Below are 5,558 nucleotides of genomic sequence, written 5' to 3'. Positions count from 1 at the left end.
ATACATTACCTCGCCAGATAGATAAAAATATAATTTTAATTTATTAAATTAATTCAAGGATATGCTATTTAGCTATTTATAGGAGTTAATTTAATAATGCCAGAAAATTCTGGATTAGGAGAGCAGGCGCTAAATAAAGCCGCAGAGATAGGCTTATCCAGCCAATTAGATGAAGCCGAGAACTTAGATGTAAACATTAAAACAGATCCGTTTAAACTAGTTCAGGGACAAGTAGATTCAGTCAGCGTTGAAGGCGAAGGTTTAGTAATGCAAAAAGACCTCCGGATGGAGGAGTTGAAAATGCAAATGACTGACGTTGCCATCAATCCTCTGAGTGTGGCTTTTGGCAAAATAGAACTTACCCAACCTACAGAAGCTAATGCCCAGGTCGTGTTAACTGAAGCTGATATCAATCGCGCCTTTAACTCAGAATATGTGCGATCGCAGCTACAAAGTCAAAAAATCCATGTTAACGGGCAATTGACGACTATTGAACCACAAAATGTAGAGTTTCGACTACCTGGTGATGGGAAAATAGCACTAAATGCCAGTATAAAATTAGTAGAAACAGGTGAGAATCACCAAGTTGCTTTTTCTGCGATCCCTCAGATCAACCCTAATGGAAAAACAGTTTCTCTAGAAAATGTTGAGTATGGTGAAAGTGAAGAAATATCGCCAGATTTGACAAAAGCTTTGGTAGATGAAACTAGCGAGATTTTGAATTTGAGTAATTTTGATTTAGAGGGAATCAATCTACAAGTTAGGCAACTAAGAGCAGAAGTAGGCAAGCTAACCCTACAAGCTGAAGCTTATATTGAACAAATTCCTTCTGCTTAAAAACTAATTAATTGAGGATACTAAATAATGGAAAGTACAGAAACAACGCAAACAAATTCAACACCTTTTCCCAATATTCCACCAGTTATCGAAAGTAATGATAGTGAATATCGGGATACTGGCGTACCCAGCACAGTTGCGATCGCAGGACATCCCCTACATCCCCTGAGTGTGATCTTTCCTATCGCCTTTTTAGCCGCCGCCTTGGGAAGTGACATTGGCTACTGGTTAACTGGTGATTTCTTTTGGGCTAGGGCTTCGCTATGGTTAATCGGACTCGGATTAGCTGGAGGTTTACTCGCTGCTGCGATCGGTCTGAGCGACTTTTTGAAAATTGAACGAGTTCGCAAGCGCACCGCCGGTTGGGTGCATTTGATCCTTAACGTTTCTATCCTAGTTTTATCACTCGTCAACTTCCTCCTACGTTGGGGCGACGCTGAATCCCGAATAGTACCCTGGGGACTGTTAATCTCACTCGTTGTTGGTACACTCACCAGCGCTTCCGGCTGGTTCGGTGCCGAACTCTCCTATCGCCACAAAATCGGCGTAGTGGGCGCTGGTAGCAGAAGATATCCATAACAGGGCTTACGCAAACAATAGCCGAAAAAAAGGATTTTCAGGTAGGGGCAATTCATGAATTGCCTTTACAAACTGTAGTTTGGCGTAAATATTATTAATAAAATACAAAATTACGAATTATTAAGAAAGAACAGTGCCAAGGCTAAAATTTGGTTTTTAGCTTTGAAAAAATGCTCCAACATCGTAATCAAACAATATTTATTATTATTTCTATGCTCATCGTTGTACCGATGGGCATTTTGTCTAAGTTTTATAGTGGGACTGGCCATGAGTGGTTTAATGACTACGGAGGAGATATACTTTATGAAATATTTTGGTGTTTATTTGCTTTTTGGTTGTTCAGAAGCCGGGCGGCGATAATTCAAATTCCTATATGGGTTTTTGTCATGACCTGTATACTAGAATTCTTACAACTTTGGCATCCGCCACTATTAAATGAAATTCGTGCCACCTTAATAGGTAAATTATTACTTGGTACTACCTTTGTCTGGTGGGATTTTCCTCATTACGCATTGGGTTGTGTTTTAGGTTGGTTATGGCTGCGACAATTATATAAAATGGGTTATGCAAAAAAAAGTCAAAGTTAAACCTAATTCAAAACAGCAAAAAATTGAAGAACAACCTGATGGTAGTCTGACTGTATATTTAAAATCGCCTCCAGTTGATGGTAAGGCTAATGAAGAGTTAATTAAACTCCTAGCAAAAAAATTTGATGTAGCCAAATCGGATATCAGAATTAAGTCGGGTTTATCCTCTCGGCAAAAGCTGATAGAAATTGATACAGATCCCTAGTTGATACTGAGTAATGTATTTTTGAAAAACTTTACCTAGTTGCCAAGATAACCTCTAGCAGAAGCAATAAATGAGAGATGCAAACTTGTAAAATCGACTTTTTATACTTCTGTAATGCTGATATATCTTGGTTGAGATTTGACTCTTTCTATCCAAGCTTGAATAGCAGAAAATGGTGTTAAATCAAACCCACCTTCATCAGCTACATGAGTGTAAGCAAATAAGGCAATATCAGCAATTGTGTAACGCTCTCCTACAAAAAAAGTGTTAGAGGTTAAATGTTTTTCCATCAAGCTAAGTGCTGCATAGCCTGGTTCGCGTTTTTCCTTAATAGCTTCACTATATTCTTCAGTTTTACCTAAAATAGAAATCCAAAATCTTGATGTGGCAATAAAAGGTTCATGGCTATACTGTTCAAAAAATAACCATTGCAGCACTTGCGCTCGTAAAAAGCGGTCATAAGGCAAAAATTCTGTCCCTTCACTCAGATATACCAATATGGCATTTGACTCTGCTAAGTATTGCCCTGGCTCAATTTCTAGAATAGGTATCTTTCCGTTAGGATTTTTACTTAAAAATTCTGGTGTTCGAGTCTCGCCTTTCAAAATATTAAGCTCTACCCTTTCAAAAGGCATACCTAGTTGTGTGAATAAAAGACGTATCTTATAACCATTACCGGAAGGTAAAAAATCGTACAAACGCAGTAGTTCCATGCTAAAATGCAGTTATCAATATGTTGATAAGTGAAGGCTTAAAATACAATATTTTACCAAAATATTTTCCAAAAACCGGATAATTTCTTTTAAAATTTAGCTTTTGAGTACTAAATAAAATTATCTGAAAAAATAAAAAACATATTATTGATTTCTAGATTGAAATATTTAATTTAGTTAGTGGTTGAGAATAAAAGTATGTGTGGAAGATTTACTCTAAACCAGTCAGTAGAAGCTTTAGCCCAAGTTTTCCATATCGAGCCAGTTCTAGATTTAGTAGCCAATTTTAATATCGCGCCTACCCAAATGGTGGCAACTGTGTTACAAAACCCCGCAAGCGAAAAACGTGAATTTCAGCAGTTGCATTGGGGATTAATTCCCTCATGGGCAGAAGATACAGGAATGGGAGCAAAGCTGATTAATGCTAGGGCAGAAACTGTTGCCGAAAAACCAGCTTTTCGTTCGGCTTTTAAACATCGTCGCTGTTTAGTGTTAGCTGATGGCTTTTATGAATGGCAACGTCAACAAGGTAAAAGTAAAAAGCAGCCGTTTTATTTTCGTCTTGAAGATGGGCAACCCTTCGGCTTTGCCGGTTTATGGGAGAAATGGCGATCGCCTGATAACGAAGAAATAATCTCTTGTACAATTTTGACAACGGCAGCAAACGAATTACTTCAACCTATCCACGACCGGATGCCAGTGATTCTAGAGCCAAAAGATTACGATTTATGGCTAGATTCTCAAGTCCAAACACCCCAAACCCTACAGCAGCTATTGCGTCCCTATCCAGCGCCAGCAATGATTGCATATCCAGTTAGCACCTTGGTAAACAACTCTCGGCATAATAGCCCAGAGTGCATCATCCCACTCAGTGAGGAGAACACCCCCACAAATCAGTTAAATTAACTATTGAGCGTGCCAAGGGGTTGGGAGATGAGGGAGATGAAGGAGCAGGGAGCAGGGGAGCAGAGGAGAAGTTGCAGTAAGTTTTTCCTCTCTGCCCCTTTGCACTTCTACCTCTTGTGCCTAGCCCAATGCCCAAACCCAATGCCCCATATCTAGTAATACCCAGAGACAAATATGCCAAGAACACAAAAAAATGATAATTTTGTTGACAAATCCTTTACAGTGATGGCAGATATCATCTTGAAGATTCTGCCAACTAACAAAAAAGCTAAAGAAGCGTTTGTTTATTATCGAGATGGCATGTCGGCCCAAGCAGAAGGGGAATATGCTGAAGCATTGGAGTACTATGAAGAAGCTTTAACATTAGAGGAAGATACCAACGATCGCGGTTATATTCTCTACAATATGGGGCTAATCTATGCCAGCAACGGCGACCACAACAAAGCTTTAGAACTGTATCATCAGGCAGTTGAGTTAAACCCACGGATGCCCCAAGCCTTGAACAACATCGCCGTGATTTATCACTACCAAGGCGAAAAAGAGAAAGAAGCTGGAGATAACGAGGCTGGCGAAGCACTGTTTGACCAAGCCGCAGACTATTGGATTCGAGCTATTCGCATGGCTCCCAATAACTACATCGAAGCCCAAAACTGGTTGAAAACCACCGGGCGATCGCAAATTGACGTATTCTTCTAGTCATTAGTCATTAGTTCTTTATCCTTTGCTAAGGACTAATGACCAATGACCAATGACCAATGACCAATGACCAATGACCAATGACCAATGACCAATGACCAATAACAATTTATGATTGACCAAGAACAAGTTCATAAAGTAGCTAATCTTGCTCGTTTAGAATTGACTCCAGAAGAAGAAGAACAATTTACTACCCAGTTGGGAAGTATTCTGGATTATATTCAACAGTTGGATGAGTTGGATGTCAGTAATGTGCCCCCAACAACACGGGCGATTGATGTTAGCAATATCACACGAGAGGATGAATTGCAACCCTATGCTAATCGTGAAAGTATTCTTAACAGTGCGCCTGACCAAGAAGGCGAATTTTTCAAAGTTCCAAAAATTCTTAACAGCAATGACTAAGTAAAAATACTGATGAGCAGAGAAAATAATTGCAAAAAATCCAGATTAGTTATTTCATATCTGGATAATCAAGAGACAAGTAAACCATTCTGGACATAAATCATTTGTTTTTTTTGATCTGCAATATTTTCTTCGTGAGTTACTATCACAATAGTCATTCACTGCTCGTTCAATTCCGATAGCAAATTCATCACTTCTTGGGATATTTTGCTATCTAATGCACCCCTAACCTTCAGAAAGTTGATTTGGGTGGTTAAAAATTCGTTCTGTTGCGATAATCTCACCTTTTTTTGTGCGATCGCGGCGTTCTTGCTTAGGAATATTAGTATAAACTATTAGCAATATAATATTTTCTATTGCCGTTGAGCGAGGTAAGAAATTAAATACCCATAATAGCTACATCTCCGTCTTTGATAGATAAATTAATACCTTTAAGTATAGGAATATTAACTTTCCCTAAATAATATTTTTTGTAATAGATTCTAGATAAATTTCGAGTAATTAGCTATGGCTGCAATGTTGTTCGTTAACCTCAAATCCAGACGGTTTTAAGTAGGGCTTGCTGAAAAAGTCGTATTTAAGCCAGATCAAGAATCAATTAACAATGCTTGTAAGTGAAAATATAATTTA

8 protein-coding genes and 1 pseudogene are annotated in these 5,558 nt (G+C 38.6%); 7 read left to right on the top strand and 2 right to left on the bottom strand.

What is annotated here, in order from left to right:
- The first annotated feature begins 96 nt into the window (after window positions 1-96).
- The 4 genes from GNF10_RS34610 (at window position 97) to GNF10_RS34595 (ending at window position 2,208) form a co-directional block, all read left to right on the top strand.
- Window positions 97-837 carry a DUF2993 domain-containing protein gene (locus GNF10_RS34610; RefSeq protein WP_185580230.1) on the top strand — a complete coding sequence of 247 codons (741 nt, stop codon included), beginning with the start codon at window positions 97-99 and terminating at the stop codon, window positions 835-837.
- A 27-nt stretch (window positions 838-864) separates the two neighbouring features.
- Window positions 865-1,416, top strand: coding sequence for a DUF2231 domain-containing protein (locus GNF10_RS34605; protein WP_185580229.1), 552 nt, complete (start codon window positions 865-867; stop codon window positions 1,414-1,416).
- Between the two features lie 170 nt (window positions 1,417-1,586).
- Window positions 1,587-2,003 (top strand): DUF2809 domain-containing protein, encoded by a 417-nt coding sequence (locus GNF10_RS34600; RefSeq protein ID WP_185580228.1) that lies wholly within the window; start codon window positions 1,587-1,589, stop codon window positions 2,001-2,003.
- The gene (locus GNF10_RS34595) at window positions 1,981-2,208 is read left to right on the top strand and encodes a DUF167 domain-containing protein (protein ID WP_185580227.1); all 228 of its coding nucleotides are present in this window, start codon (window positions 1,981-1,983) and stop codon (window positions 2,206-2,208) included. The genes GNF10_RS34600 and GNF10_RS34595 overlap by 23 nt, the downstream gene beginning before the upstream one ends.
- A 101-nt stretch (window positions 2,209-2,309) precedes the next feature.
- On the opposite strand, the gene GNF10_RS34590 is transcribed toward GNF10_RS34595, so the two are convergent.
- Window positions 2,310-2,921: a glutathione S-transferase family protein gene (locus GNF10_RS34590; protein WP_185580226.1), complete on the bottom strand. Its 612-nt coding sequence runs from the start codon at window positions 2,919-2,921 to the stop codon at window positions 2,310-2,312.
- A 198-nt stretch (window positions 2,922-3,119) separates the two neighbouring features.
- Between GNF10_RS34590 and GNF10_RS34585 the strand changes: the two genes are divergently transcribed.
- The 3 genes from GNF10_RS34585 to gatC all read left to right on the top strand — a co-directional run bounded on the left by GNF10_RS34585 (window position 3,120) and on the right by gatC (window position 4,928).
- Window positions 3,120-3,827, top strand: a complete 708-nt coding sequence (locus tag GNF10_RS34585) for an SOS response-associated peptidase (protein ID WP_185580610.1) — start codon at window positions 3,120-3,122, stop codon at window positions 3,825-3,827.
- 174 nt (window positions 3,828-4,001) lie between these two features.
- Complete coding sequence (locus tag GNF10_RS34580; protein WP_100902961.1) at window positions 4,002-4,523, top strand: photosystem I assembly protein Ycf3; 522 nt, start codon at window positions 4,002-4,004, stop codon at window positions 4,521-4,523.
- Window positions 4,524-4,634: 111 nt separating this feature from the next.
- Window positions 4,635-4,928 carry an Asp-tRNA(Asn)/Glu-tRNA(Gln) amidotransferase subunit GatC gene (gene gatC / locus GNF10_RS34575; RefSeq protein WP_185580609.1) on the top strand — a complete coding sequence of 98 codons (294 nt, stop codon included), beginning with the start codon at window positions 4,635-4,637 and terminating at the stop codon, window positions 4,926-4,928.
- Window positions 4,929-4,996: 68 nt separating this feature from the next.
- Here the strand turns inward: gatC and GNF10_RS34570 are convergent.
- Window positions 4,997-5,420 (bottom strand): annotated as a pseudogene (locus GNF10_RS34570) (hypothetical protein).
- Window positions 5,421-5,558 lie beyond the last annotated feature (138 nt).

The organism is Nostoc sp. UCD121, from assembly GCF_014222285.1.
Classification (GTDB): Bacteria; Cyanobacteriota; Cyanobacteriia; order Cyanobacteriales; family Nostocaceae; genus Nostoc.
The sequence above is the reverse complement of the archived record's forward strand: the minus strand, read 5'-3'. Positions and strand labels throughout refer to the sequence as shown.